The 21,818-nt window shown below is 67.4% G+C and carries 23 protein-coding genes; 4 read left to right on the forward strand and 19 right to left on the reverse strand.

Annotated elements, in window-relative coordinates:
* Positions 1-3: 3 nt before the first annotated feature.
* From pssA to MUB46_RS03965, 4 genes are all read right to left on the reverse strand, one after another.
* The gene (gene pssA / locus MUB46_RS03950; protein WP_261614579.1) at positions 4-849 is read right to left on the reverse strand and encodes a CDP-diacylglycerol--serine O-phosphatidyltransferase; all 846 of its coding nucleotides are present in this window, start codon (positions 847-849) and stop codon (positions 4-6) included.
* A 49-nt stretch (positions 850-898) separates the two neighbouring features.
* Positions 899-1,624 (reverse strand): phosphatidylserine decarboxylase, encoded by a 726-nt coding sequence (locus MUB46_RS03955; RefSeq protein ID WP_261614580.1) that lies wholly within the window; start codon positions 1,622-1,624, stop codon positions 899-901.
* Positions 1,621-3,567 carry an ABCB family ABC transporter ATP-binding protein/permease gene (locus tag MUB46_RS03960; protein ID WP_425256213.1) on the reverse strand — a complete coding sequence of 649 codons (1,947 nt, stop codon included), beginning with the start codon at positions 3,565-3,567 and terminating at the stop codon, positions 1,621-1,623. Before MUB46_RS03960 ends, MUB46_RS03955 begins: the two co-directional genes overlap by 4 nt.
* Before the next feature lie 71 nt (positions 3,568-3,638).
* Positions 3,639-5,156 (reverse strand): LysM peptidoglycan-binding domain-containing protein, encoded by a 1,518-nt coding sequence (locus MUB46_RS03965; protein ID WP_261614581.1) that lies wholly within the window; start codon positions 5,154-5,156, stop codon positions 3,639-3,641.
* A gap of 196 nt (positions 5,157-5,352) precedes the next feature.
* Between MUB46_RS03965 and MUB46_RS03970 the strand changes: the two genes are divergently transcribed.
* A complete protein-coding gene (locus tag MUB46_RS03970; RefSeq protein WP_261614582.1) occupies positions 5,353-5,955 on the forward strand; it encodes an LOG family protein in 603 nt (200 codons plus the stop codon).
* 400 nt (positions 5,956-6,355) lie between these two features.
* Here MUB46_RS03970 and MUB46_RS03975 read toward each other — a convergent pair whose 3' ends face one another.
* From MUB46_RS03975 to cysS, 7 genes are all read right to left on the reverse strand, one after another.
* Positions 6,356-7,057: a glutaredoxin family protein gene (locus MUB46_RS03975; RefSeq protein ID WP_261614583.1), complete on the reverse strand. Its 702-nt coding sequence runs from the start codon at positions 7,055-7,057 to the stop codon at positions 6,356-6,358.
* Between the two features lie 25 nt (positions 7,058-7,082).
* Positions 7,083-7,529 carry a biotin/lipoyl attachment domain-containing protein gene (locus MUB46_RS03980; RefSeq protein ID WP_261614584.1) on the reverse strand — a complete coding sequence of 149 codons (447 nt, stop codon included), beginning with the start codon at positions 7,527-7,529 and terminating at the stop codon, positions 7,083-7,085.
* Between the two features lie 4 nt (positions 7,530-7,533).
* Positions 7,534-7,929, reverse strand: coding sequence for a cbb3-type cytochrome c oxidase subunit I (locus MUB46_RS03985; RefSeq protein ID WP_261614585.1), 396 nt, complete (start codon positions 7,927-7,929; stop codon positions 7,534-7,536).
* A 602-nt stretch (positions 7,930-8,531) separates the two neighbouring features.
* Positions 8,532-10,157, reverse strand: coding sequence for a citramalate synthase (cimA, locus tag MUB46_RS03990; protein WP_261614586.1), 1,626 nt, complete (start codon positions 10,155-10,157; stop codon positions 8,532-8,534).
* The gene (locus tag MUB46_RS03995) at positions 10,154-10,693 is read right to left on the reverse strand and encodes a GFA family protein (RefSeq protein WP_261614587.1); all 540 of its coding nucleotides are present in this window, start codon (positions 10,691-10,693) and stop codon (positions 10,154-10,156) included. The genes cimA and MUB46_RS03995 overlap by 4 nt, the downstream gene beginning before the upstream one ends.
* Before the next feature lie 40 nt (positions 10,694-10,733).
* The gene (locus MUB46_RS04000; protein ID WP_261614588.1) at positions 10,734-10,895 is read right to left on the reverse strand and encodes a hypothetical protein; all 162 of its coding nucleotides are present in this window, start codon (positions 10,893-10,895) and stop codon (positions 10,734-10,736) included.
* Complete coding sequence (gene cysS, locus MUB46_RS04005; protein WP_261614589.1) at positions 10,892-12,337, reverse strand: cysteine--tRNA ligase; 1,446 nt, start codon at positions 12,335-12,337, stop codon at positions 10,892-10,894. The genes MUB46_RS04000 and cysS overlap by 4 nt, the downstream gene beginning before the upstream one ends.
* A gap of 793 nt (positions 12,338-13,130) precedes the next feature.
* On the opposite strand from cysS, the gene MUB46_RS04010 reads away from it, so the two are divergent.
* Entirely contained in the window at positions 13,131-13,283 is a 153-nt protein-coding gene (locus MUB46_RS04010; protein WP_261614590.1) for a hypothetical protein, read from the forward strand.
* On the opposite strand, the gene MUB46_RS04015 is transcribed toward MUB46_RS04010, so the two are convergent.
* From MUB46_RS04015 to MUB46_RS04050, 8 genes are all read right to left on the reverse strand, one after another.
* Positions 13,248-13,901, reverse strand: coding sequence for an HAD family hydrolase (locus tag MUB46_RS04015; RefSeq protein ID WP_261614591.1), 654 nt, complete (start codon positions 13,899-13,901; stop codon positions 13,248-13,250). The two genes, MUB46_RS04010 and MUB46_RS04015, sit on opposite strands and share 36 nt — an antisense overlap.
* A 169-nt stretch (positions 13,902-14,070) precedes the next feature.
* Complete coding sequence (locus MUB46_RS04020) at positions 14,071-14,598, reverse strand: CreA family protein (protein WP_261614592.1); 528 nt, start codon at positions 14,596-14,598, stop codon at positions 14,071-14,073.
* Between the two features lie 123 nt (positions 14,599-14,721).
* Entirely contained in the window at positions 14,722-14,919 is a 198-nt protein-coding gene (locus MUB46_RS04025; RefSeq protein WP_261614593.1) for a DUF2783 domain-containing protein, read from the reverse strand.
* Positions 14,912-16,525 (reverse strand): FAD-dependent oxidoreductase, encoded by a 1,614-nt coding sequence (locus MUB46_RS04030; protein WP_261614594.1) that lies wholly within the window; start codon positions 16,523-16,525, stop codon positions 14,912-14,914. Before MUB46_RS04030 ends, MUB46_RS04025 begins: the two co-directional genes overlap by 8 nt.
* 58 nt (positions 16,526-16,583) lie before the next feature.
* On the reverse strand, positions 16,584-17,534 hold the full coding sequence (locus tag MUB46_RS04035) for an MBL fold metallo-hydrolase (protein ID WP_261614595.1): 951 nt from the start codon (positions 17,532-17,534) through the stop codon (positions 16,584-16,586).
* A gap of 22 nt (positions 17,535-17,556) precedes the next feature.
* Positions 17,557-18,021 carry a DoxX family protein gene (locus MUB46_RS04040; protein ID WP_261614596.1) on the reverse strand — a complete coding sequence of 155 codons (465 nt, stop codon included), beginning with the start codon at positions 18,019-18,021 and terminating at the stop codon, positions 17,557-17,559.
* Between the two features lie 81 nt (positions 18,022-18,102).
* Positions 18,103-19,128 (reverse strand): fumarylacetoacetate hydrolase family protein, encoded by a 1,026-nt coding sequence (locus MUB46_RS04045; RefSeq protein ID WP_261614597.1) that lies wholly within the window; start codon positions 19,126-19,128, stop codon positions 18,103-18,105.
* Positions 19,129-19,262: 134 nt separating this feature from the next.
* Entirely contained in the window at positions 19,263-20,435 is a 1,173-nt protein-coding gene (locus MUB46_RS04050) for a homogentisate 1,2-dioxygenase (RefSeq protein ID WP_261614598.1), read from the reverse strand.
* Positions 20,436-20,535: 100 nt separating this feature from the next.
* Here MUB46_RS04050 and MUB46_RS04055 point away from each other — a divergent pair, with 100 nt between their 5' ends.
* Positions 20,536-21,081 carry a MarR family winged helix-turn-helix transcriptional regulator gene (locus tag MUB46_RS04055; protein ID WP_261614599.1) on the forward strand — a complete coding sequence of 182 codons (546 nt, stop codon included), beginning with the start codon at positions 20,536-20,538 and terminating at the stop codon, positions 21,079-21,081.
* Complete coding sequence (gene maiA / locus MUB46_RS04060; protein ID WP_261614600.1) at positions 21,078-21,713, forward strand: maleylacetoacetate isomerase; 636 nt, start codon at positions 21,078-21,080, stop codon at positions 21,711-21,713. The genes MUB46_RS04055 and maiA overlap by 4 nt, the downstream gene beginning before the upstream one ends.
* The last annotated feature ends 105 nt before the right edge of the window (positions 21,714-21,818 follow it).

Raw genomic sequence — 21,818 nt, forward strand, 5'->3', positions numbered from 1 at the left:
GCCCTACCCGTCCTCGGTGGACTTCGTGGCCGGGGCCGTCTCCCCGGCCCCGCCAGGCGTGCTGCTTGCCAGCTTGCGGTGCACGTTGAAGGCCATCGGCAGTGACGCGAGATACGCGATGGTGCCGATGGCGAGAACCTGCCAGGGGAAGGCGATCAGCAACGCCACCACCAGGATGAACGCGACGAAGACAGGCAGGACCAATTCGCGCGGCACCCGTTCGCCGAGCTGCTTTCCCGAATAGGTCGGCAGACGCGAGACCATCAGAAAGCCGATCGCAAGCTCGTAGACGAGCACGGCGGGCGCGCCGGCTCGAAATTCCGGAATGCCGGCGAGCTGCAGGTAGACCGGGAGCAGCACGGTCAGCGCGCCGGCGGGCGCCGGCACGCCGGTGAAGAACCTGCCGGCCCAGGACGGCCGGTCCCTGTCGTCGAGTGCGACGTTGAAGCGGGCGAGCCTCAGCGCCACGCAGACGGCGAAGACGAGGCCGGAAATCCAGCCGATATTGCCGAGCCCGTCGAGCGACCAGGCATAGAGCAGAATCGACGGGGCGACGCCGAAATTGACGAAATCGGCCAGGGAATCGAGTTCCGCGCCGAAGCGCGAGGTCGATTTCAGGATCCGCGCCACCCGCCCGTCCAGCGCATCGAGGATGGCCGCCAGGACGATCGCGGCAATGGCGATATCGAACTTGTCCTCGAAACTCATGCGGATCGAGGTAAGCCCCGAACACAGCGCCAGCAGCGTGATCATGTTCGGCAACAGCTGGCGCACCGGCACGCGGCTGAGCGCACGGCGCCGGCGGCTGCCCGGTTCGTCCGGGTCAAAGGGCGGAAACGGCATCGACATGGGGGCGGACCTTACTTCAAAGGGCCGACCGGGTCATGAACGAAGACGCTCATGTGACGCGATAAGTGCGCTCGGCGCCGGACGCCTTGGCACCCTTGGCTTTCGGAAGCTCGGCGACCACGGTTTCGCCGGCGATCGCCGTCTGGCCGACGGTGACGAGCGGCGTCGAGCCGTGCGGCAGATAGATGTCGACGCGGCTGCCGAAGCGGATGAGGCCGATACGGTCACCGGCCATCACGGCCTGCCCTTCGTGCGAGAAACCGACGATGCGACGGGCGACCAGGCCTGCGATCTGGACGACGCCGATCGTCACCTCACCATCCGTCTCGATCAGGAAGCCGTTTCGCTCGTTGTCTTCGCTCGCCTTGTCCAGTTCGGCGTTGAGAAACTTGCCCGGCTTGTACGCAATGCGGGCGACGCGGCCCGTCACCGGCGCGCGGTTCACGTGAACATTGAAAACGTTCATGAACACCGAGATGCGCAGCAGCGGCTCGTCGCTCAGGCCCAGTTCGGGCGGCGGCACGGCATCGGCCACGGAAGACACCCGACCGTCCGCACCGCTGATGACGAGATTCGGCGCAAGGGGGGTGACCCGGGGCGGGTCGCGAAAGAAATAAGCGACCCAGCAGCCGATCAGCACGACGATCCAGGCAAGCGGCGAGTCAAGCACGAACAGGATCAGCGCCGCGACAGCGCAGATCGCTATGAACGGATACCCCTCGCGATGCACCGGCACGAAGGCGTTTCGGATCGCTGACACTATCGAATGGCTCATGCGTCGTTTTCCTCGTTGGCCGGCAGGTAGTCGACCCGGGCGCGCCGGTTGATGTCCAGATAGCCTTCCGCGTCGCCTTCCACCGTTTCCTTGAGCCGCTCGGCGGCTTCGGCGGCCTCGCGCTGGCGGTTCCACATGCCCGCATAGACGCCGCCTCTGGCGAGCAGCACGTGGTGGGTGCCCTTCTCGACGATGCGGCCCTTTTCCAGCACGATGATCTCGTCGGCGTCGATGATGGTCGACAGGCGATGGGCGATGACGAGCGCGGTGCGGCCGCGCGACACCGCGCCGAGCGCCGTCTGGATTTCCTTCTCGGTGTGGGTGTCGAGCGCCGAGGTCGCCTCGTCGAGGATCAGGATCGGCGGGCTTTTGAGGATCGTGCGGGCAATCGCCACGCGCTGTTTCTCACCGCCCGACAGTTTCAGCCCGCGTTCACCGACCTCGGTTTCGAATCCCTCCGGCAGATGGGCGATGAAGCCATCGATCTGGGCGAGGCGGGCGGCGGCCTCCACCTCGTCCCGGCTAGCCGAGGGGCGGCCGTAGGCGATGTTGTAGTAGATCGTATCGTTGAACAGCACCGTGTCCTGCGGAACCATGCCGATCGCGTGACGCAGGGACTCCTGGGCCACGTCGCGGATATCGTGCCCGTCGATGGTCACGCTGCCGCCGGTGATGTCGTAGAAGCGGAAAAGGATGCGCGAGATCGTCGACTTGCCCGCCCCGCTCGGGCCGACGATGGCGACGGTGCGCCCGGCCGGCACCTCGAAGCTGATGCCCTTCAGGATCGGCCGGTCGGCATCGTAGTGGAAGTGCACGTCATCGAAGCGGATCGTCCCCTCGCGGACCTGGAGAGGACGGGCGTCCGGCCTGTCGACGATCTCGGGATTCTGGTCGAGCAGGTCGAACATCGTCTCGATGTCGACGAGCCCCTGCGTCATTTCCCGGTAGAGGGTGCCGAGGAAGTTGAGCGGCATGTAGAGCTGGATCAACAGCGCGTTGATCATGACGAAATCGCCCGGGCTCTGGGTCCCCGCGACGACGGCCCGCGCCGACATGACCATGCACACGGTCATGCCGATGGTGAAGATCACCGCCTGCCCGCCGTTGAGAACCGCCAGCGATGTGTAGGTCCGCGTCGCCGCCTTCTCGTAGCGGGCCATCGAGCGGTCGTAGCGCTCGGCCTCCATGCGCTCGTTGCCGAAATACTTGACCGTCTCGTAGTTCAGCAGGCTGTCGACCGCCTTGGAACTGGCGTCGTTGTCGTAATCGTTCATGTCGCGGCGGATGGCGATACGCCGGTTCGACGCCCAGACGGTGAACGCCAGGTAGAGCCCGACCATCACGACCAGAACGCCGACATACTGCATGTCGAACTGATAGGCGACGACGACGGCGACGAGGGCAAATTCCAGGATCGTCGGGATCAGCGAGAGGATCGCCAGGCGGACGATGTCCTGGATGCCCTTGGTACCGCGCTCGATGATGCGGCTCAGGCCGCCCGTGCGCCGCTGCAGGTGGAAGCGCAGCGACAGGGCGTGCATGTGCTCGAAGGTCTTGAAGGCGAGCACGCGCACGGCGTGCTGGCCGACCTTGGCGAACAGCGCATCGCGCAGCTGCGTGAACGCCGCCATCAGAATGCGGGAGACGCCGTAGGCGATCACCAATGTCGCCGGAACGGACAGAAACGTCAGCCAGTCCGGCACTTGCGCGGCGAACGTGCCCGGCTCGGTCAGGGCGTCGACGGCCCATTTATAGGTGTAGGGCACCAGCACGGTGATGATCTTGGCGGTGACCAGCATCAAAAGCGCGAAAACGGCGCGCGCTTTCAGGTCCGGCCGGTCGACCGGCCAGATATAGGGCCACAGGTCCCGCAGAACGTCGATCGTCGACGCGTCGGCGCGCACCTGCCGCCCCTTGGGGCGGGAGATTGGGGATTGCTTCACGTTTATCGGTCCGCCCGGTCGGGGAAAGCGGTTGTTTTGACGGTTCTATATAAGGCGCGAAACCGCCGGCGTCAGCCTTTCGGCCCCTCCTCGTCCTCCAGGACGGGGATCGTGAACACCTGGCCCGGATAGATCAGGTGCGGGTTGCGGATCTGGTTCCTGTTGGCCTCGTAGATCACTGTGTGGCGAACGCCCTGGCCGTATAGCTTCCTGGCGATCCGCCAGAGATTGTCGCCGCGCGCGATGACCACGACGGAGGTGCCCGCGCCCTCGCCCACCGCAGCGCCGCTCGAGGCCGCGCCCGAACCGGCGGTGCGCGAGACGATGGTGACCTCGGAGCCTTCCGAAGCGGCTCCCGCGGCGCCCGAAACCGTCGGCTCGGGCGTCGGCCCGGTCGTGCCCTCGTCGGCTGCCGGGTCGCCTTCGGCGACCACCCGAACCCGGTCGAACTTCACCTCGGCGCGGCCCTGCACGGCGCCATCGGCACCGATCGCATCGGCACGCACCTCGTAGCGGCCGGGCGGCATCGGGCGCTCAGCGGACAGGGTCCAGCGTCCGTCGGCGCCCGCTTCCACATCCGCGAGCCGCTCGTTGTTCATGTAGACGCGCACGGCCTGGCCCGCGCCGCTGCGGCCTCCCAGCATCAGCCGGTCGGGATCCTCGACCTCCACCGTCTCGATGGCGATGTCCACCGCGGGAGCGGCCGGCTCCTCGCCGGTGGGCTGTTCCGGCGTCGCGGCGGCAACCTGCTCGCCGGAGGCGAGCTGATCGGCACCAGACTCCTGGGCGGCAGTCTCCTGATCTGCGGGCTCCTGCGGGCTTGCCGGCTGCCCGGCCGGCTCCTGGGCCAGCTCGGCGCCGGCCTGCGCCGACGTTCCTGCTTCGGCCGTCTGCCGCGGTTCGGCCCCGGCCTGTTCGGCTGCGGGCTGTTCGGCCGCCTGCTGTTCGGGCGTCGAGCCCCGCCCCGCGGCCGGTTCCTGCGGCTTCGCCTCGGCGGTTACGGTCTCCCCGGAGGTCTCGGTTGGTGCCCCAGCGGGCGCCTCCATGGCCGTCTCCCCGGTTTCCGCCGGGGTCTGCAGCACTTCCGTGGGCTGGCCAGGACGGGTGACGGCGACGAGCGGCGTCTTGTCCGGCCCCTCGATCACGACCGTCACGCGGTCGCCCTCGACCATCTCGCCTGCGCCGTCCGGACCGGTGGCGCGCAGCGCCAGATCGTAGCTGCCGGGCTTGAGCGGCTCTTCGAACACCAGCGCCCATTCTCCGCCGGCATTGGCTTCGGCGCTGGAGATCACGTCGTCGCCGAGCAGCAACTCGACCCGCGCGCCGACAGACGCACGGCCGGCGGCGACCACCTCGCCGGAGGGCTCGACACGGACGATATCAAAGCGCGGCGCGACCGCCTCGCCCGCCGTTGCCGCTTCCTCGCCGGCCTGGTCCCCGGCCGGTGCCAAGACCGTATCCTGGTCCTGCGTCCCGGCGACGTCCGTTTGGCCAAGCTCTTGCGTGGCGTAATAGATGCCAAGACCGGCCAGGCCCGCGACGACGAGGATCACGAGGATGGCAAGAATGTATTTCTGCTGTTGGCCCATGTAACCCGGCGCTCCGCGGGTGGACGATTTATCCTGCGGCCGGGCGTCCCCCAGTTCCGGCCCCGACTGCCGCAGGGTGACGCGATACAGGCGGCAATCGCGCGTAACTTGTTCATACCTCACCTATATTGTGCGACGGGAAAGGACAAGTCCGCTCCGACTTGACGGATTCGCGGCGAAAAGGCCTCATACAGCGATGAGTGAGATCAAGAATATCTGCGTTTACTGCGGTTCCAGCGATGGCCGGGACCCTGTGTTCAAGGAAACGGCCGACCGATTCGGCGAATTGCTCGTCGAAAACGGCATCGGCCTCGTCTATGGCGGCGGCAGCCTCGGCCTGATGGGCGCGGTTGCCCGCTCCGTACTGCGCAACGGCGGTACCGTCACCGGCATCATCCCGGAATTCCTGGTCGAGCGCGAACGCATGCTGCGCGACGTGCAGACGCTGACGGTCACGCCGGACATGCACGAGCGCAAGCGGCTGATGTTCGAGCAGTCCGACGCCTTCGTCGCCCTGCCCGGCGGCATCGGCACCCTGGAGGAAACCGTCGAGATGCTGACCTGGTCGCAGCTCGGCCAGCACGCCAAGCCGGTGGCGCTCGCCAATATCGGCGGCTACTGGGATCCGTTGCGGGTGCTGTTCGATCACATGCGCCAGGAAGCCTTCATCCGCCGCGATCTCGACGTCGGCTATATCGTCGTCGAGAAGATCGAGGACGTGATCCCGCACCTGCGCGAGGAAGCCGCAAAGGCACCGAAGCCGGCGCTGACGGAAGCCCAGGTCGCCGAGCGGATGTAGCCCCGACGCCCCAGATGCCCGGGTCACGCCCGGGCATGACGGGGAGAAAGGCGCGGCCGTGCAGTCTCTTGGCCCTGTCGTATTGGGCTTCGGCGCATGGGGCTGCGACGCGTGTGGCTCCGGCCCCTGGGCTCCGGGTCAAGCCCGGAGCACGCGGCATTGCTGTTTGGCAGGGCCTTGCCACCCGAACAAACGCGTGCCCTGGACGTGATCCAGGGCCCATGCAGCCCATCAGCACGGCGTTTTTATCGATGTGGGAAGGTGGGGTCGGCGAGCCACCTCCACGTCATTGCCGGGCTCGACCCGGCAATCCCGGGCGTGTGGCACCAGATGCCCGGGTCACGCCCGGGCATAACGTCGAAAAACGCACGACGGTGCAGTATCGGCCAGGCTGGACGCGCTACTCGGCCTGCACTGCCCCGGTGGCGGGGCGGGCGGTCGGGGCCGGCCACAGCACCGGCAGAATGCGCGTGGTGAAGACGAGCAGCGCCAGCCACGCCAACGTCGCGCCGGTCGACAGGAGGACGCGCGTCTCGGTCAGCGTGCCCAGGACGAAGGCCAGAAGCCCGGCGTGGGCGAGGCCCTGCTGCGCCCATGCCGCCGCGCCGAAGCGGATGGGGTTGCCGGTGAAGCGCGGCAGCAGGTGCTCGCCGAGGCCGTAGATCATGAACGTCACGAAGCCGAGCGTGAACAGGTGGATGGCCGCCAGGCGCGGCGGCTCGCTCTGCGGCAGGCCGCCGTACCAGGCGAAAAACCCGCCGCCCACCAGCAGATAGGCCACCGCCGCCAGCACTGCCGCCCGGCTCGACGTGCCCATCACCAGGCCGACATGGAGCACCGCGGTGCGCACGCGCGGCGGCGCCGCCGCCACATATTCGAGGGCGGCGCTCCTGGTCGGCACGCCCAGCCCCTTCAGCGCGTCGTCGATGACGAGCGCGGGAATGGACCGGATGCCCAGCCGCTTCGCCACCGCGCGCCCCTCGGGCTGCGCCATGTCGAGCACCTCGAGCTCGATCTCGCGCATCTCGGCGACCTCGCGCCAGATCGCCTCGGCGCGGTCGCAGGGCTCGCACCATTCCGAAACGAGAAGCTGCACCTTCATCCACCGGTCTCCTGGCGCCCGCCCCCTAGTCGACGCACCGCATGCACTCGATGTCGTAGCGGTCGACCCAGGCCTTCAGGGCGGCGATCGCCTCGGGCCCCCTTTTCAGCCGGGCCATCGCCTCGTCCGGATCGTCCGGCCTGGCGATCAGCAGCCATGCGTCGGTATAGGGCGACACGTTGACGATGCCGGGATCGTCGACCACCGCCGGGTTGATCTGCTCGATGGTCCCGTCGAAGGGCAGCGGCACGCCGCCGACCCACTTGCCCGACTCCAGCGTCGCCACGTGGCGGCCGGCCTTGCGGTGGGTTCCGACCTTGCGGAACATGACGGCGACGACGCGGCCCGCCATGGTCTGGGCCGGGTCGGTCAGGCCGAGCGTGAACGTGCCGTCGTCGCCCGGCCGCGCCCAGAGATAGTCGAGGTCGTAATAGAGATCCTCGGGCAGCTCGCAGCCGCGGTATTCGGTCATGTCGCTACACCCTCGGGCCGAACAGCCGCACCGTCGCGGCGATATTGACTGCGAATAGGGCCATGGCGAGCCACGACACGGCCCCGCCGACGCCCAGGGCGACATCGTCGAGGGCCAGCCAGCCGTAGATCATCACCCAGAGCCCGAGATTGGCGAGGAGGAACTGCGCGTCGGCCATGCGCTCGGAAAACAGGACCCGCCCGGCAAACCGCGGCAGGACGTGCAGCGCGATCCCGTAGATCATCATCGTCACGAACCCGAACAGCATCAGATGTCCGTGCAGGCGCGCGCCGTCGCCGGGAAGCAGCGCGGGCATCTCGATACGGCTGATGCCGACGAGCCCGGCCAGCAGCGCGTAGACAAGGGCCAGCGTGATGAACCAGCGGTTGCGTTTGAGCATCCTGCCCTTCCGAAGCGGTTCGGCGCCCTCCGATATCGAGGTCGGACGGAAATATACCGTAACGTGAATATATGCGCGAGCGGCCGATGGTCGCGCCGAGGAGCCGTCCCGGGCGGGCCATCCTTCGAGACGCCGCCTGCGGGCGGCTCCTCAGGATGAGGGCAGAGCTCCCCGCCGCGACTCATCCCCTCCCGTCATTCCCGGGCCTGACCCGGCAATCCCAGGCGTACGGCACGAGATGCCCGGGTCACGCCCGGGCATGACGTGGAAAAGGGACAGCGGTGCGATCCGGGGTCCGCGAGATGGGCTCTGGATCAAGTCCGGAGCACGCGGCTGGATTGGGGCACGGCCTAACCACCCGAACAAACGCGTGCCCTGGACGAGATCCAGGGCCCATGCAGCCCATCAGCACGGCGTTTTCTGTGATGCGGGAAGGTGGGGGGCGGCGAGCGCCGCTCACTCCCCTCCACGTCATTGCCGGGCCTGACCCGGCAATCCCGGGCGTACGGCACCTGATGCCCGGGTCACGCCCGGGCATGACGTGGAAATGGAGAGGACACGGCGATACGGCCGGGCATGACGTAGAAGCGGTACGGACCGGCCTAGCCGGCCAGCGCCGATGCGGGTGCCCGGGCCGGGGCGGCGTCGGACTTGAGCAGCTTCCAGGTGACCGAATCCACCAGCGCCTGGAACGAGGCGTCGACGATGTTGGGGGAGACGCCGACCGTCGACCAGCGGTTGCCCGCCGCGTCCCGGCTTTCGATCAGGACGCGGGTGGTGGCGCCGGTGCCGCCGTTGAGGATGCGCACCTTGTAGTCGGCAAGCTCGAGATCGTCGATGAAGCGCTGGAAGCGGCCGAGATCCTTGCGCAGCGCCTGATCCAGCGCGTTGACCGGGCCGTTGCCCTCGCCCACCGACATCAGCGGCTCGCCATCGACGGTGATCTTCACGGTGGCCTCCGACACGGTGACCAGTTCGCCGACCGCGTTGTAGCGGCGCTCGACCAGCACCCGGAAGCTCTCGACGCGGAAGAACTCGGGCACCTTGCCCAGCGTCCGGCGGGCCAGCAGGTCGAAGGAGGCGTCGGCGGCCTCGTAGGCCCAGCCATCGGCCTCGCGACGCTTGACCTCGTCGAGCAGCCGGCCGACGCCCGGGTCGTCGCGGTCGACCTGGATGCCGAGCCGGTCGAGCTCGGCGAGCAGGTTGGAGCGGCCGGCCTGATCGGAGACGAGGACGCGGCGGCGGTTGCCGACGGTTTCCGGGGCGACATGCTCGTAGGTGGTAGGATCCTTGAGGATCGCCGAGGCATGCAGGCCGGCCTTGGTGGCGAACGCCGCCTCGCCGACATAGGGCGCCTGGCGCGCCGGCGCGCGGTTGAGGATCTCGTCGAAGGTGCGCGAGATCGGCGTCAGATGCGCCAGGGCGTCGTCGTCGACGCCGGTCTCGAAGGCCTCGGCGTAGGCGGGCTTGAGCTTCAGGGTCGGGATCAGCGAGACCAGATTGGCGTTGCCGCAGCGCTCGCCCAGGCCGTTGAGCGTGCCCTGGATCTGGCGGGCGCCGGCGCGCACCGCGGCCAGCGAATTGGCGACCGCGTTGCCGGTGTCGTCGTGGGCGTGGATGCCGAGCCGGTCGCCGGGCACCACCTGGGCGACGTCGGCGACGATGGCGGCGACCTCCTCGGGCAAGGTGCCGCCGTTGGTGTCGCACAGCACGACCCAGCGGGCGCCGGCGTCATAGGCGGCCCTGGCGCAGGCGAGCGCGTAGTCGCGATTGGCCTTGTAGCCATCGAAGAAGTGCTCGCAGTCGAGCATCGGCTCCTTGCCGCTGGCCGCCACGGCCTCGACGGATTCGGCGATCGCCTCGAGGTTCTCCTCCAGCGTGGTGCCGAGCGCGACGGTGACGTGGAAATCCCAGGTCTTGGCGACGAGGCAGGCGGTGTCGGCGGCGCTGTCGAGCACGGTGGCGAGGCCGGGATCGTTGGACAGCGAGCGGCCGGCGCGCTTGGTCATGCCGAAGGCGGCGAAGCGGGCCCTGGCGGTGCGCTTCTCAGCAAAGAACTCGGTGTCGGTGGGATTGGCGCCGGGCCAGCCGCCCTCGACATAATCGATGCCGAGCCGCTCGATCAGGCCGGCGATCTGGATCTTGTCCTCGACCGAGAAATCGACTCCGGGCGTCTGCGCGCCGTCGCGCAGGGTCGTATCGTACAGATACAGGCGTTCGCGGCTCATCGCTCGCTCTCCTTCGGCCTGGATTCCGGCGGCCGGTCTTGCGGCGGCCAGTCCGTCGTGTCGTGGTCGGGATGCTGGTGGTTGTGGGCGGCGATCACGGCCAGCTCGTCCATGAAGCCGTATTTCTCCGCCGCCGCCTCGGTGGTTTGCTCCGGCAGGCCCGGCAGCGCGGCGAACCAGGGCATGCGCGCCTCGATGCCGATCTGGATCTCGGGCATCAGGCGCGCCGGCTCGTCGAAGCTGCCGATGGCGACGTTCAGGTGGTCGTCGCCGTCGGTGAAGACGGTCAGCGGCGTGCCGCAGGCCGCGCAGAAGCCGCGCTCGACGTCGCGCGAGGAGCGGAAGATCGCGATCTCGCCGCGGGTGACCTCGAAATCCTCGTTGCGCACATTGACGAGCGGGGCGAAGAAGCCGCCGAACGCCTTCTGGCACATGCGACAGTGGCAGATGTGGCGGTTGTAGGGTTCGGCGTGGACGGCATAGCGCACCGCGCCGCACTGGCAGCCGCCCGTCATTACCGGGGTTCCGGTCGTCATGGCGCTCTCCTCACAAAAGTCCGGCTGACAACAGGCCGGCTCACAAGAGCCCGGCCCACCACAGGCCGAGACCGACGGCGACGGCGAGGACGATCACCTTGATCGCGACATAGCCGATCCAGCGCTTCGGGAACGGCGTGTCGTCGTGCCAGGTGTGCTTCCCCTCGGGCTTCCCCCCGGGCTTTGGGGACTCTTCGGTCATCGTGCGATCTCCCAGGTGGTGACCAGCTCGCCGGTCTCGGGGTCCTTGGCGTCCTTCAGGGCGATGCCCTTGGCGGCGAGGTCGTCGCGGATGCGGTCGGCCTCGGCCCAGTCCTTCGACGCGCGGGCGGCCGCGCGGGCGGCGATCAGGGCACTTACTTCAGCCTCATCGACTTCGATTTTTCCATGGGTGACCGTCGCGATTATCCGGTTCGCGTCAAACCCATCCAAATCACCGATACCCAGTAATCTCAGTGAATTGCGCAGTTGATCGAGCAAATCGCTTTGCTGCTTGTCCGCGTCGGAGTGCGATTTAAGGGCACCAATTAATTGGTGCAGCTCCGCAAAGGCTTTGGGGGTATTCAGGTCATCGCTTAGTGCGTCCAAAACGCTTGGTGCTACGTCACTGGAAATCGGCTCGTAGTCGAGGCCGCTTGTCCAATTGCTAATTCCTTGGAGCTCCAAGGTCGCTTCAACTATCCCTTTGTGCGTCCAATTTATCGGCTGACGATAGTGCGTTTTTAGCATTGCGAAACGCAGGACTTCCCCCGGCCATCCCTTCTCCAACAGCTCCCGGATGGTGATGAAGTTGCCGAGCGACTTCGACATCTTCTCGCCCTCGACCTGGAGGAAGCCGTTGTGCATCCACACCTGCGCCATGCGCTCGGAGTGGAAGGCGCAGCAGGTCTGGGCGACCTCGTTCTCGTGGTGCGGAAAGACCAGGTCGACGCCACCGCCGTGGATGTCGAAGGTCTCGCCCAGGTGCTTCCAGGCCATGGCCGAGCACTCGATGTGCCAGCCGGGGCGGCCCGGCGCGGCGATGCCGCAGGGGCTGTCCCAGGCCGGCTCGCCGGGCTTCGACGGCTTCCACAGGACGAAATCCATCGCGTCCTTCTTGTAGGGCGCGACGTCGACGCGGGCACCGGCCTGCATCTCGTCGAGGGAGCGGCGGGCGAGCTTGCCGTATTCGGGCATCGAGGGCACGTCGAACAGGACGTGATCCTCGGCCACATAGGCGTGGCCGCCCGCGACCAGCTTCTCGATCAGCGCCTTCATCTCGCCGATATGCTCGGTCGCGCGCGGCTCCACCGTGGGGCGCAGGCAGCCGAGCGCGTCGACGTCCTCGTGATACTGGCGCTCGGTCAACGCGGTGACCTTGCCGATCGCCTCGTTGAGCGGCAGGTCGGGATAGTCCCGGGCGGCGCGCGCGTTGATCTTGTCGTCGACGTCGGTGATGTTGCGGACGTATTTGACGTGGTCGGCGCCGTAGACGTGGCGCAACAGCCGGAACAGCACGTCGAAGACGATCGCCGGTCGGGCGTTGCCGATATGGGCGAAATCGTAGACGGTCGGCCCGCACACATACATGCGCACATTTGCCGGGTCGAGCGGACGGAATTCCGCCTTCGTCCGCGTCAGCGTATTGTAAAGCCGCAAACTCACGTCAAACCCTCACCTGCCTGCCGGCCGGGGCGCCCGAGTGTCCTTAAGCTTTCAGGAAATAAGGAACGGCCGCGGCCAGCGTGTGCGCTAGCCGCAAATAATGATCGAGCGAATGATAATTCCGCGTGAAGCCGTCATGGGTGGCGATATGCGCGCATGCGGGGCCCGGCGTCAAGGGCTCACCGCGCGCAGTGTCGCGGCCGGTAGCCCGGGGGGCGGCCCGGCACCGCCGCGGAAGACGGCACGAGATGCCCGGGTCACGCCCGGGCATGACGTAGGGGATGGGAAGAAGACACGGTGACGCGGCCGGAGAGGCAATAGCCAGGCTTCCGGTCCCAGGGACCGGTCCCTCGGCTCCGGTCCCAGGGACGAGTCCCTCGGCTCCGGTCCATGGGCTCCGGGTCAAGCCCGGAGCACGCGGCCTTGCTTTTGGCCACGGCCGTGCCACCCGAACAAACGCGTGTCCCGGACGTGATCCGGGACCCATGCGGCCCGTCCGCGCGATTCTGTCCTCTATGCAGAAAGCGGGAACCCCATTCCTCCTGCACGTCATTGCCGGCCCTGACCCGGCAATCTCGGGCGTGCGGCACGAGATGCCCGGGTCACGCCCGGGCATGACGTGGGGATGGGGAGGTCACAGCGATACGGCCAGGGCCCCTTCCCAATGGCCGCCGGGCGGCATCGTTGCCCCGCCTGAACCGCGGATGAACGGGGGCTTCAGGTCCGGCTCAGGCGCGGTTTCCTATCGTCCGCCCACGTTGTTGTTCACCCGCGTATCGAAGGGGCCACTCCGATGGGTAAGTTCGTGATGTCGCTGGCGATGGTTTCGATGTTCGCCGGCACCATTTTCCTGTTCGCAGCACCGGTTCTGGTAAAATCGGACTACGGAAGGCCGATGACCCAGGCCGATCTATGCCTGCAGCGCGGCATCGGCTGCGGGGGCTGAGACCGGCAGGCCGAGCGCGGAGAGATCGGCGGCAAGCGCCTCGGGGGTGGTGAAGTGCACGGCCTGGAAACCGAGCTGGCGGGCGGCATCGACATTGTCGGTGCGGTCGTCGATGAACACCATCGTTCCCGGCGCGCGCCCCGTGCGGGCGACCAGCGCGTCGAAGATGCGCGGATCCGGCTTGACGTAACCGACCTCGCCGGACACCACGGCCTCGCCGAACTCGCCAAGGAAGGGGTATTCCTCGACCGTGACCGGCCACAGCTCAGCGGCGAAATTGGTGATCGCGTGCACCGGAACGCCGGCGGCGCGCAGCTGTTCCATCACCGCGACGGTGCCCTGGATCGGCCCACCGATCGTCTCCAGCCAGCGGTCGTAGAAGGCGGCGATCAGGTCGGCGGAGCCCGGGAACCGCTTGGACAGGTCGGCGATCCCGTCGGCGCAGCTTCGGCCACGATCCTGATGCAGGTGCCAGCCCAGGGTGACCACATGGGTGAGGAACCATTCGCGTTCCTCGCCGCCGGGGATCAGCTTTTCGTAGAGATAGGCCGGATTCCAGTCGAGCAGGACGTTGCCGACGTCGAAGACGACGGCCTCGGGACGAACAATTGGTTGCAAGACGAACTCCCTTTACACTGCAGCGCCAAATCCGGATATTGCGTAGCACAATAGCGGACCCTGCGGATACTGCACGTATCGCGGGAAAAATAATCCGGCAATTCCGATCGGCTGCAAAGTCGGCGGCTGCCGGCGCGCGAGACGAGCCTGTTTCTCGCGGATATCCGCCCTATTCCTCGATGAAATCGGCGCAGCGGGGCGCCTCGGCGCCGGCCCAGGGCATGATCGGCACGGTCGAGGTGGAATTCTCCGGGCTGCCCTCGACCAGCTTGTCGGTATAGACGAGATAGACCAGCACGTTACGCTTGGCGTCGCAGCCGCGCACGATCCGCATCTTCTTGAAGAAGACCGAGCGGCGCTCGCGGAACATCTCCTCGCCCTGCTCGAATTTTTCGTTGAACGAAACCGGGCCGATCTGCCGGCACGCGAGCGAGGCGTTCGACAGTTCCTCGGCAACGCCGAACATGCCGCTGATGCCACCCTTTTCCGGCACCGTGAAGTGACAGGCGACGCCCTCGACCTTGGGATCGTCCAGGGCATAGGTGGCGAGCTTGTGGTCGGGAGTGAGGAACTTCCAGACGGTCGACTTCTTGAAGATCAGTTCCGGTTCCGCCTCCTGCGCCGCCGCGGGGCCCGTTGCGGCGGCCGCGAAGGCGAAGAGGAACAGCGTGGTGCAGAGGGCGGCAAGGGCGCGCATGGTCGTCTCCCGGGTCGGCGGTCCGTTTTCAGATAGGGGCGCGGACCGACAATTACGAGCCGAATGCCGTTCCCGGAGCCACTGCGGGGTCACCGCGGGGGGCCGAAATCCGGTCGGGCGGCCCTATCGCGCCGCCTTGCGGGCCGCGGCGACCGCCTGGCGCAAGACGTCGAGGTCGCCGATATGGTTGGCCAGCAGCAGGACGAGGCGGGCGTTGAACTCGGCGCTCGCCTCCGCGTCGAGGTCGCGATGCGCGTCGACGAGGACGTGAAAGGCGGCGTCGGGGTTGTCGAAACGCGATGCGGTGTCGAGATCAGCCATTCATCTCTCCCCTGGCGCGCTTGAGCGCGGCCTCCACGCGCGACCGGTCGTAGGAGCGGAAGCGGGCGGTCAGATACTGGTCGGGACGGAACAGGTAGCAGGCGCCCGGCGTGGCGTCGTAGCGCTGTTTGAACAGGCCCGAAGCGTCGTTCAGATCGTCGCCGATGGTGATGAGCGTCACGCCCTCCGGCACATTGGGCCGGTCGCCGTCGGCGACGCGGACCAGCGTGAAATCGCGCGACAGGGCGTTGAGCAGCCAGACCGGCTTGCCCGCCGCATCGACCAGCGGCGCGTCGGCGGCCGGGTCTCCGAGCGCGACCGTGCCGTCGAATTCGTCGCTGTCGGGTGTCGTCAGCGGGCTGTCGTAATGGGCGGCGGTATGCAGCCGGCCGGAATTGACCATCCGGCGCGCGAACGGGAATTCGCGGGCAAGATCCAGCACGGCGTCGCGCAGGCGCTTGTCGCCGGGGCTCTTGGGCACCAGGAAGTCGGTGGAGCGCGTCGAGTGGCCGATATTGGTCTCGGCGGCCTGGATGCGTTCCAGATCGTAAGAGCCGAGCAGCGAGGCGGGCGCCTCCCCGTTCAGCACGAGGGCGAGCTTCCAGGCGAGATTGTGGGTGTCCTCGATGCCGGAATTGGCGCCGCGCGCGCCGAACGGCGAGACCTGGTGGGCGGCGTCGCCGGCGAAGATCACCCGGTCGTAGAGGAAGTGCTCGTTGCGGCGGCACTGGAAGGTGTAGACCGACACCCATTCGAGCTCGTAGGGACGCCCCTGCATCATCTTGTCGAGGCGGGCGCGGACCTTCTCCGGCCGGGTCTCCTCCTTCGGATCGGCGTCCCAGCCGATCTGGAAGTCGACGCGCCAGACGTTGTCGGGCTGCTTGTGCAACAGCGTCGACTGGCCGTTGTGGAACGGAGGCTCGAACCAGAAGCGCCGGACCGCCGGGAAATCGGCCTCCATCCTGATGTCGGCGATCAGGAACTGGTCGCGGAAGGTCTCGCCGACGAATTCGATGTCCATCAGCCGGCGCAGCGTCGAGTTGGCGCCGTCGGCGGCGATCAGCCAGTCGGCGACGAGCCGGTAGGGTCCCTCCGGCGTCTCGATATCGATGGTGACGCCATCCGCGTCCTGTTCGACGGCCGTGACCTTGTTGCGCCAGCGCACGGTGACGATGTCGAGTTGTTCGACGCGCTCGACCAGGTATTTCTCGAGGTAGTACTGCTGCAGGTTGACGAACGCCGGCATCTTGTGGCCGGGCTCCGGCAGCAGATCGAACTCGTAGACCTCCTGATCGTGGAAGTAGACCTTGCCGAGCTTCCAGTCGACGCCCTTGCCGGCGACCGCCTCGCCCGCCCCGAGCGTGTCGAGGATTTCCAGGCAGCGCTTCGAATAGCACAAGCCGCGCGAGCCCTCGCCGATGCGGTCGGCGTCGTCGAGCACCACGACCGGAATGCCGCGCTGGGCCAGATCGATGGCGCCGGACAGGCCGACCGGGCCGGCGCCGACGATGATCACCGGATGGCGGACCGGCGCCTGCGCGTCCTGATCGGCCGAGCGGCTGTAGCGGAAGCTGAATACCGCGTGGCGACTTTGCGTTTCACCCATTGTTTCCTCCCGACTCCGCTCTTGCCTTTCCGGCCTTGTTCTTGAGCCTGTTCGTGGGTCAGCCCTGCAGCGCCTCCCACATCTCGCGGTCGCGCTCGGCGGTCCAGATGCGCGGATGGTCGAGGCCGCGCGCCTCGTCATAGGCCCGCGCGACGTTGAAGGGCTGGCAGTGCTCGTAGATCGCGAACTTCGAGAATTTCGGGTCCATGACCTCGCGCGAACGGTCGAAGGCCTGCTTCAGGGTGAGGCCGCGCGCGGCGCTCTCCGAAACCGAGTCGTAGAGCGTGGTCAGGAAGTCGCGGGTGAGCGCGATGCCGTCGGCGACCATCTTCGGGCTGTCCAGGGCGTCGCCGCGGCCGGGCACCAGCGCGCGCGGATTGTAGGCGGCGAGCGTGTCCAGCGTCTTCGGCCAGTCGGCGAAATGGGCGTCGCCGCAATAGCAGGCGGAGTGATACTCGACGAGGTCGCCGGAGAACATCACCCTGGAATCCGGCACCCAGGCGACCGTGTCGCCGGCGGTGTGGCCGCGGCCGAGATGGATGAGGTCGACGCGGCGCTTGCCGAGCCAGACGGTCATCCGGGTCGGGAACGTCATGGTCGGCCAGGTGAGGCCCGGCACGGACTCGGCGGCCTGGAACAGCCGCGGGAAGCGGCCGAGCTCGGACTCCCAGTCCTCCTTGCCACGCTCGACGATCAGCGAGCGGGTCGCCTCGGAGGCGAGGATCTCGTCGGCGCCGTAGGCCGAGGCGCCGAGTACGCGCACCGCGTGATAGTGCGACAGCACGACGTAGCGGATCGGCTTGTCGGTGACGGTGCGCACCCGCTCGATGACCTTGCGGGCCATGACCGGGGTCGCCTGCGCGTCGATCACCATGACGGAATCGTCGCCGACGATCACGCCGGTGTTGGGGTCGCCCTCGGCGGTGAAGGCATAAAGGCCCTCGCCGATCTCGGCGAAGGTGATGGTCTTCTCGGCCGTGTCTCCGGTCGATGCGAACGTTTTCGCCATCCCTGGGCGTCCTCCGTTTTTTCTAGAACTCGCGGCCGAGCGCGCGGTCGACCGAGATCGGCCCTGCCCCGCGAACGGCGAAGAACAGCGCGGCCACCGCCCACAAGACGGAATATTCGTAGCCGCCATTCTGCCCGAAGAAGCCGTTGGCGGCATGCACCGAAACGGCGGCGACGAGCAGGAAGCCGCAGGCCAGCGCGGCGGCCGGGCGGGTCAGGAAGCCGATCATGATCAGCACGCCGCAGCCAATTTCGACGAAGATCGCGAGCGCGGCGAACAGCCAGCCCGGCGCCAGGCCGATGCTGCCCATCCATCCCGCCGTTCCGGCGAACCCGCCGCCGCCGAAGACGCCGAACGCCTTCTGCATGCCGTGCGGGATGAGAAAGCCGCCGACGACGAGGCGCAGCAGCAGCTCCGAAAGCGGCGACAGCGCCCGGTAGAGCGGCCCCAGCATGGGGATGACGAGGGTCTGCGAGGTGTTGGACATCGTATTCCTTTCCAGTTCCGGTTCTTGCTCATGCCCCGCGATGCGGGGGCTGGACTGGAACTAGGGAGTCCACGCGAACCATCAATTCGCTCCCGGAGCCGAGTATTTTGCGATTTCCTGATCAATCGCCCCGAAGATGGAATGGCCGTCGGCGTCGGTCATCTCGATGCGCACGCGATCGCCGAACGTCAGGAACCCGGTCCGGGGCGCGCCCTCGTTGATCGTCTCGACCATGCGGATCTCGGCGATGCAGGAATAGCCCGCCCCGCCCTCGGAAACCGGCTTGCCCGGCCCGCCATCCAGCTTGTTGGAGACGGTGCCCGAGCCGACGATGGTGCCGGCGCACAGCGGCCGCGTCCTGGCGGCATGGGCGATCAGGGTCGGGAAGTCGAAGGTCATGTCGACGTCGGCGCGCGGCTTGCCAAACGGCTCGCCGTTGAGCGCGGTGAGCAGCGGCAGCGACACGCGGTGGCCGTCCCAGGCAGCGCCGAGCTCGTCGGGGGTGACGGCGACGGGCGAGAACGCCGTCGACGGCTTGGCGTGGAAGAAGCCGAAGCCCTTGGCCAGCTCGGCGGGGATCAGGTTGCGCAGGCTGACGTCGTTGACCAGCATGATCAGGCGGATGCTGCCGGCGGCAAGCTCGGGGCTCGCGCCCATCGGCACGTCGTCGACGATGACGGCGATCTCCGCCTCCATGTCGATGCCGTAGGCCTCGTCGGCGACGAGGACCGGATCGCACGGGCCGATGAAGGAATCCGAGCCGCCCTGGTACATCAGCGGGTCGGTCCAGAATGTCTCCGGCATCTCGGCGCCGCGCGCCTTGCGCACCAGCTCGACGTGATTGACGTAGGCGGACCCGTCGGCCCACTGGAAGGCGCGCGGCAGCGGCGCCATGCTTTCGGCGGGATCGAACGGCTCGCCGGCGATCATGCCGAGATCGAGCTGCTCGGCGATCTGCCGCAGGCCCGGCTCGGCGGCGGCCCAGTCGTCGAGGGCGTGCTGCAGCGTGCCGGCCACGGTTCCCGCCGGCGTGCAGCGCTTCAGATCGGCGGAAACGACGACGAGGCGGCCGTCGCGGGTGCCGTCACGTAGGGTCGCGAGTTTCAACTGTCAGGCTCCTCGGGCGCGATTGAAGGACGAGATGCCCGGGCCGGGCCCGGGCATACCGTAGTGTAGCGAAGGATCGCGGCTATACCCTACCCCGGCGATCTGCGGAGAGGACACGGCCGCGGCCGTGCAGACTATTCCGCGGCGTGGCGTGGCACGACCGGATGGGTCACCGGCGCGCCGTCGACCTTCCAGCTCTCGGCGTAGTCCGGGTTCTCCACCGCCTGGGCGCCCGGCCCCATCTCCAGCGCGTCGCGGGTGTCCAGCATGACCGCGTACTCGTCGGTCTCCTTCTTGGGCTGGACGAACATGCGCTGCAGCGCCTTGGGGTGCGGCCCGTGGGTGAAGCCGCACGGATGCCAGGTGACCATTCCCGCCTCGATGTTGTCGCGCGAGAAGAAGTCGCCGTCGTGGTAGAACAGCACCTCGTCGTAGTCGTCGTTGTTGTGGAAGAACGGGATCTTGAGGGCGCCCTCGTCCTCCTCGAACGGCCGCGGCACGAAGGTGCAGATCACGAAGCGGTCGCCGACGAAGGTGGTGTGCGCCGACGGCGGCAGGTGGTAGCGGGCGCTGACCAGCGGCCGGATGTCCTTGACGTTGAGGCGCACCACCGACAGATCGCCCTGCCAGCCCACCGCGTCGAGCGGATTGAACGGATAGGTGACCGTCGAGATCTCGCCGCGCCGCTTGATGAGGACCTTCCATTCGGTCTCGTCCTGCTGGGCGAGGAACGCGTCGTCGATCTTCGGGCTGTCGAGGACCGCGGGGTCGAACTGGGCGTGCTTGCCGAGCATGCCGCGATCGGGAAGCTTGTAGGAGCCGTTGGTGCACTCGATCGCCAGAACCAGGGTCGGCTCCGACGGCGCCAGGCGCCACATGGTGGACCGCGGCAGCACCAGGTAGTCGCCCTTGGCGTATTCCAGGCGGCCGTAGTCGCAGAACAGCTCGCCGGCGCCGCGATGGATGAACAGCAACTCGTCGCCGTCGCCGTTGCGGGCAAGATAGTCCATCGGCTTGTCGAGGTTCCAGTAGCGAACCTTGACCGACGCATTCTGCAGAACGGCCGGCGCGTCCCAGAACGACGGGGTGCCGGAATCGAGCTTGTTGAGGTCGAACGCGCGCGGGCGCAGTGGGCCCGCCCAGCTGTTCCAGGCCGTCGGCGGATGCTTGTGGTACATCATCGCCGCAGGGCCGAAGAACCCTTCCTTGCCCAGCTCGCGCTCGAACGTCCCGTCCGGCAAATCGGCATGCGCCTGCCGCGACGCCTTGCCTTCCACCCGGCTCACAGGGATGTAATCGCTTGCCATTGCCACCTCCCCTATCGGTGCCTATTGTCCGCTTGCCGCTCCCGGAAACCGGATCTTCGGGGTAGCGGTGCAGGACATTCTGTCGCAGTATTAGTTTCAAATGAAACCATTGTCAACGAATCCGGGGGAAAACGTGCACACGGTCGCCGATGGCTCCGGCGAAGCGGGCGACCGCACGCTGAAGCTCGAGGAATTCCTGCCCTATCGCCTGGTCATGCTGGCCGAACAGGTCAGCCAGTCGCTGTCGCGCCTCTACGCCGAGCGCTACGGCCTCACCAATCCGGAATGGCGCACGATGGCGGCGCTGGGGCAGTTCGGGACGATGACGTCGACAGACATCGGCCGCAACAGCCGGATGCACAAGACCAAGGTCAGCCGCGCGGTCGCCGAGCTCGAGAAGAAGGGCCTGATCGTCCGGCAGACCAGCGATTCCGACATGCGCGTCTCCTACCTGACCCTCACGGACAAGGGCCGGGCGACCTATCGCAAGCTGGTGCCGCTGGCGCTGCGGTTCGGCGACCAGCTCGCCGGCGGCCTTTCGGCGGACGAGACCGCCGTGCTGGAGCGCGTTCTCACCACGCTGATGGAACGCTCAGACGAGATCGCTCGCGAGATCGGCGGAACGATCGGGAGCGACAGCGCGTGAAGCTCTACACCTACTTCCGCTCCTCGGCCGCCTATCGCGTCCGGATCGCCCTGAACCTGAAGGCCGTCGCCTGCGACATGGCGCCGGTGCATCTCGTCCGCGACGGCGGCGAGCACAAGATGCCCGCCTACCGGGCGATCAACCCGCAGATGCGGGTCCCCTCCCTGGAACTCGACGACGGCGCCGTGATCGTCCAGTCGCCGGCGATCCTCGAGTATCTGGACGAGGCCTATCCCGATCCGCCGCTGCTGCCGAAGGATCCGGTGACGCGGGCGCATGTGCGCGCGGTCGCCGCGATCGTCGGCTGCGACATCCATCCGCTCAACAATTCCGGAACGCTGGGGTATCTGAAACGCGAGCTCGGCCAGGAGCAGCCGGCGCTCGATACCTGGTACGCCCACTGGGTCACCGTCGGCTTCGAGGCGATCGAGCAGCTGATCCGGCCGGGACCATACGCCTTCGGCGACACGGTCAGCCTCGCCGACCTCTATATCGTCCCGCAGGTGTTCAACGCGCGGCGTTTCAACGTGCCGCTCGACGCCTTTCCGAAGATCGCGGCCGTGGACGAGGCCTGCGCGACGATCCTGGCCTTCATCGACGCGGCGCCGGAGAACCAGCCCGACGCGGCGTGACACCCGCCGATCCCGATGCGTCCGACAGGTTTGCCCGCCGGGTTTGACCGCGTTGGGGCGATTTTCCATACTGCCGCCACCGCGCCCGATCCACGATGCCGATGC

It is taken from the genome of Microbaculum marinisediminis (assembly GCF_025397915.1).
Lineage (GTDB): Bacteria > Pseudomonadota > Alphaproteobacteria > Rhizobiales > Tepidamorphaceae > Microbaculum > Microbaculum marinisediminis.

Bases quoted from the DNA above. Each gene is read 5' to 3' on its own strand.
- MUB46_RS04050 (WP_261614598.1), bottom strand. From the start codon at position 20,435: ATGGCAAGCGATTACATCCCTGTGAGCCGGGTGGAAGGCAAGGCGTCG.
- MUB46_RS03980 (WP_261614584.1), bottom strand. From the start codon at position 7,529: ATGACCGAATACCGCGGCTGCGAGCTGCCCGAGGATCTCTATTACGAC.
- MUB46_RS04020 (WP_261614592.1), bottom strand. From the start codon at position 14,598: ATGCGCGCCCTTGCCGCCCTCTGCACCACGCTGTTCCTCTTCGCCTTC.
- MUB46_RS03985 (WP_261614585.1), bottom strand. From the start codon at position 7,929: ATGCTCAAACGCAACCGCTGGTTCATCACGCTGGCCCTTGTCTACGCG.
- MUB46_RS04030 (WP_261614594.1), bottom strand. From the start codon at position 16,525: ATGGGTGAAACGCAAAGTCGCCACGCGGTATTCAGCTTCCGCTACAGC.
- MUB46_RS04055 (WP_261614599.1), top strand. From the start codon at position 20,536: ATGAAACCATTGTCAACGAATCCGGGGGAAAACGTGCACACGGTCGCC.
- pssA (WP_261614579.1), bottom strand. From the start codon at position 849: ATGTCGATGCCGTTTCCGCCCTTTGACCCGGACGAACCGGGCAGCCGC.
- MUB46_RS03965 (WP_261614581.1), bottom strand. From the start codon at position 5,156: ATGGGCCAACAGCAGAAATACATTCTTGCCATCCTCGTGATCCTCGTC.
- MUB46_RS03995 (WP_261614587.1), bottom strand. From the start codon at position 10,693: ATGACGACCGGAACCCCGGTAATGACGGGCGGCTGCCAGTGCGGCGCG.
- MUB46_RS04010 (WP_261614590.1), top strand. From the start codon at position 13,131: ATGGGTAAGTTCGTGATGTCGCTGGCGATGGTTTCGATGTTCGCCGGC.
- MUB46_RS04040 (WP_261614596.1), bottom strand. From the start codon at position 18,021: ATGTCCAACACCTCGCAGACCCTCGTCATCCCCATGCTGGGGCCGCTC.
- MUB46_RS04025 (WP_261614593.1), bottom strand. From the start codon at position 14,919: ATGGCTGATCTCGACACCGCATCGCGTTTCGACAACCCCGACGCCGCC.
- MUB46_RS03955 (WP_261614580.1), bottom strand. From the start codon at position 1,624: ATGAGCCATTCGATAGTGTCAGCGATCCGAAACGCCTTCGTGCCGGTG.
- MUB46_RS04000 (WP_261614588.1), bottom strand. From the start codon at position 10,895: ATGACCGAAGAGTCCCCAAAGCCCGGGGGGAAGCCCGAGGGGAAGCAC.
- cimA (WP_261614586.1), bottom strand. From the start codon at position 10,157: ATGAGCCGCGAACGCCTGTATCTGTACGATACGACCCTGCGCGACGGC.
- MUB46_RS04035 (WP_261614595.1), bottom strand. From the start codon at position 17,534: ATGGCGAAAACGTTCGCATCGACCGGAGACACGGCCGAGAAGACCATC.
- MUB46_RS03975 (WP_261614583.1), bottom strand. From the start codon at position 7,057: ATGAAGGTGCAGCTTCTCGTTTCGGAATGGTGCGAGCCCTGCGACCGC.
- MUB46_RS03970 (WP_261614582.1), top strand. From the start codon at position 5,353: ATGAGTGAGATCAAGAATATCTGCGTTTACTGCGGTTCCAGCGATGGC.